Raw genomic sequence first — 4,017 nt, 5'->3', positions numbered from 1 at the left:
TAAACGTTTCCAAAAACGACTCAACCATCGAGCTCCGATAGAATATCGAATCTCGATGGCTGCTTAGTCTTTTTAATTCTGTCTACTTGACAGGGATAAGACCAAAAAAGGGCCTTTTTTATTTATATACAATATTATCCTCCCCTGCGAAATAAAATTTTATCTAATAGAAAAAGAAAAAGGTGCTGCCGATTGCAACACCTTAAAACATTGGATTTTCATCCAAATACTCATATACATTATTAACAAGTTCTTCTACTGTAGCCCCTTGTACCACTTCACCATTTACAAGAGCAAACGGTCCTTCAAAACAAATACCACAATATCCTAAACAACCATACTCCATTACATCTAAATTCGGATCTTTTTCTAATTTCTCTAAAGCGGCTTGTGAACCACTCGCAAGGTTACCTACACAAAATTCAATTAATGGTTTAATCAAAATTCTCCCCCCTGTACTACAAAACAAATTACTTTCTGACTTCATCTATAAGAAAAAAACTAAGCTGTTTCTTGTTGTTTTCATTACACCTTCTAAACTATTTAGTTACTTCATTATTTCACTTCAAAATAGATGATTCCTTCTATATAACATGCTATTTACGATGAAATGGTAACTAAATAATGCAGATCGTTTACTCTACTTTTCTTCTTATTGTACAACAGAGTATTCATTCATGCATTGTTATTTGTTCACAAATTCGATATAATTTGATTGAGTAAAGTCAAAATATTTTATTAATATAAAATTTTATGATTAGGGGATATTTCAACAGAAAAGGGGTAATCCATCATGAAACACCTCGTAATATTAGGTGGCGGCTACGGTGGAATGAGAATTCTGCAACGGCTACTTCCAAGCAACCAACTTCCGGATGATGTACAAGTGACATTAATCGACAAAGTACCATATCATTGCTTCAAAACTGAATATTACGCATTAGTTGCGGGTACTATTTCAGAAACGCATATTCGTATACCGTTTCCTGAACACCCACGCCTCAATATTCAATACGGCACAGTAACAAATATTGATCTCGAAGAAAAAGCTGTTCATCTCGATGGCGGCGAAGCAATCCAATATGATGATTTAATTATTGGACTTGGCTGTGAGGATAAATATCATAACGTTCCTGGGGCGAAGGAATATACACATAGCCTGCAATCGATTGAACAAACACGTAAGACATATGAACAATTAAATAGTCTAGAACCAAATGCAACGGTAGCTGTCGTTGGTGCTGGATTAAGTGGCGTTGAAGTTGCAAGTGAACTTCGCGAAAGCCGTTCTGATTTAAAAATTTACTTATTTGATCGAAAAGATAGAATTTTATTCCCATATCCAGAGAAATTAAGTAGATATGTAGAAGAATGGTTCGTAAAACATAAAGTTACTATTATACGAAACTCTAACATTACAAAAGTAGAGCCAAATATTGTGTACAACCACGATGAACCACTTGAATGTGATGCAATCGTCTGGACAGCTGGTATTCAAGCAAATGAAGTTGTTCGAAACCTTCCAGTTGAACAAGATGGTAGCGGACGGGTTGTTTTAACAAAATATCACAATATTCCAAATAACGAGCACGTATATGTTGTAGGAGATTGTGCAGCACTTCCACACGCACCATCTGCACAACTTGCTGAAGGTCAAGGGGAACAAATTGTCCAAATATTATTAAAACGTTGGCATAATGAACCACTTCCTGACGAACTACCTGTCATTAAATTAAAAGGTGTTCTCGGCTCTCTTGGTAAGAAGCACGGCTTTGGTTTGCTAGCAAACCAACCATTAATGGGACGTGTACCAAGGTTACTAAAATCCGGTATCCTCTGGATGTACAAATATCATAACGGTTAATACTTTACAGGCTGTCTCCTAATTAGGCAGCCTCTCTTATTCGTTAAAATATAATTATCAGACACATCTTTCTCAATATGAATCATGATTTATTTTTCATTTTCATATTAAAAACTACCAATAAACAGTGTATGCTATTGATAAGTTGTTTTATTTCCTTTAAGGCCGAATTCATTCGGTCTTATTTTTTGTGTTGTAAATACTTTTACAGGAGGCATTTCATTTCACTTATGAACGTAACGAAACTAAATGATCGCATAGAAGCGAAGAAGAAAGAATTGATCTATCTCGTTGAAAAGTACGGATTCACTCATCATAAAGTAATTTCTTTCAGCCAAGAATTAGATCGTTTACTTAACTTATTAATAGAAATCAAGACGAAGAAAAAACGTTGCTCTTTATAACCGTTACCTTCTCTTTTTTGATACGATAGAACTAGAATCAGAAAGGAGCCATCTATGTTTATATTAAAAGACGTTACATATAAAGATATACTGCACATTCCTTATTTACAGATTCAAAAAGAAAAAATCACATGTATTATCGGCGAGAGTGGGAGCGGAAAAAGCACATTGCTCCGTATGTTAAATGATCTACAATCTCCAACATCTGGAACAATTGAATATAACGGAAAGCTAATTTCTGATTATCCCCCTATTCAATTACGACGTGACGTAGTCATGCTTGGGCAAACGCCACCTATTTTCGATGGAACCATTAAAGACAATCTATTAATGGGACCTCGTCTTTCTGAAAAGCCATTTCCAAATGATGCTGCCTTGCGAAGTGCATTAACGACTGTTAGCTTGGAAAAAAATTTAGAAGACAACGCTGATTCATTATCAGGTGGCGAAAAACAACGACTTGCTTTTGCACGTATCGTACTTATGGATCCACCTGTCTATTTATTAGATGAACCAACTTCGGCGCTAGATAGCGATACAGAACGACGCGTTATGAAGCAATTCACTACGCTAGCAAGAGAAAAGAAAAAAACAGTTATCTTCATCACACACTCACAACAACTTCCAGAAGAAATTGCAGACGATATCATTGAGATTAGTAAAGCAAACGGTGCAACTAGAAAGGAAGTGCTCTCTGTTGAAGGGCGTGATTGAACTCCAAATTTGGCAACTTGCCGCTGCATATATTTTCATTCTTATTTTAATCGGGCTTGTAAAATTAAAAGGGATACCTCGTGAAAAACAAATCGCACTCGCAACATTCCGTATGACAATTCAGCTCGTACTTGTTGCCTATGTCCTTACATACGTATTTGAAAATAGTAATCCATTTTATACAATTGCTCTCATTACTTCTATTACTACCTTTGCAATTTTTAATATTTATAAACGAGTGAATATCCCAATGTCTAAAGAATTAAAACGAGTAGCCGCCCTTTCCATGGTAGCCGGATCAATTGGGCCACTTCTACTATTTATCTTTGTTATTATCGGACATGATCCGTGGTACGCCCCGCAATATATCGTTCCGATTACCGGAATGTTAGTTGGGAATGCAATGACAGGTGTTTCTCTCGGTGCAAATACGTTCTTAAACAATATGAAATCGCAAAGAGGTCAAATCGAGGGGGCACTTATGCTCGGCGCCACACCGAAAGAAGCAACTGCTCCGCTCATTCGAGACGCTTTTGACTCGGCTATTTTACCAACGATCAATTCTATGGTCGGAATGGGAATTATAAGCTTACCAGGCATGATGACAGGACAAATCTTATCTGGTGTATCACCATTTACAGCCATTCAATATCAAATCGCAATTATACTCGGTATTTCAGGAAGTACCGCTTTTGCTGTCATTATCTTTTTACAGCTTGGATATAAAACATTCTTTAATAAGAGGTGTCAGTTGAAGGATATTGACTATGGTGGACGGTAATCTAGCTTTTTGCTCGGTAAATGATGCACCTTTCTCGGTGAGTGAAATTATATCGACGATTTTTCGAATATATGTATCATAACTCAAAATATATCAACGATTTTTGAAATATATCGACGATTCGACAAGGAATATCGACTTACCGACAAAAAATGACATAATAAAAAGAGGAGGCCTATATAATCCGTACCCTTTGTAAAGGACATTTTAAAAAAAGTTAGGCGGCATCAAGAAGATGATTTCTGTATTCAACA

The 4,017-nt window shown here is 36.2% G+C and carries 5 protein-coding genes; 4 read left to right on the top strand and 1 reads right to left on the bottom strand.

The features are described 5' to 3' along the window. Window positions 1-202: 202 nt before the first annotated feature. On the bottom strand, window positions 203-442 hold the full coding sequence (locus PDQ33_RS28390; RefSeq protein ID WP_000595026.1) for a YuzB family protein: 240 nt from the start codon (window positions 440-442) through the stop codon (window positions 203-205). Window positions 443-793: 351 nt separating this feature from the next. On the opposite strand from PDQ33_RS28390, the gene PDQ33_RS28385 reads away from it, so the two are divergent. From PDQ33_RS28385 to PDQ33_RS28370, 4 genes are all read left to right on the top strand, one after another. Continuing rightward, entirely contained in the window at window positions 794-1,864 is a 1,071-nt protein-coding gene (locus PDQ33_RS28385; protein ID WP_000682073.1) for an NAD(P)/FAD-dependent oxidoreductase, read from the top strand. A gap of 230 nt (window positions 1,865-2,094) precedes the next feature. Beyond that, a complete protein-coding gene (locus PDQ33_RS28380; protein ID WP_001103328.1) occupies window positions 2,095-2,268 on the top strand; it encodes an aspartyl-phosphate phosphatase Spo0E family protein in 174 nt (57 codons plus the stop codon). A 54-nt stretch (window positions 2,269-2,322) separates the two neighbouring features. After that, window positions 2,323-2,982 (top strand): ABC transporter ATP-binding protein, encoded by a 660-nt coding sequence (locus tag PDQ33_RS28375; protein WP_270395374.1) that lies wholly within the window; start codon window positions 2,323-2,325, stop codon window positions 2,980-2,982. After that, window positions 2,966-3,763, top strand: a complete 798-nt coding sequence (locus tag PDQ33_RS28370; RefSeq protein ID WP_061131744.1) for an ABC transporter permease — start codon at window positions 2,966-2,968, stop codon at window positions 3,761-3,763. Before PDQ33_RS28375 ends, PDQ33_RS28370 begins: the two co-directional genes overlap by 17 nt. The last annotated feature ends 254 nt before the right edge of the window (window positions 3,764-4,017 follow it).

This window comes from Bacillus cereus group sp. Bc031 (genome assembly GCF_027716265.1).
In the GTDB taxonomy this organism is placed as follows: domain Bacteria; phylum Bacillota; class Bacilli; order Bacillales; family Bacillaceae_G; genus Bacillus_A; species Bacillus_A paranthracis.
The sequence above is the reverse complement of the archived record's forward strand: the minus strand, read 5'-3'. Positions and strand labels throughout refer to the sequence as shown.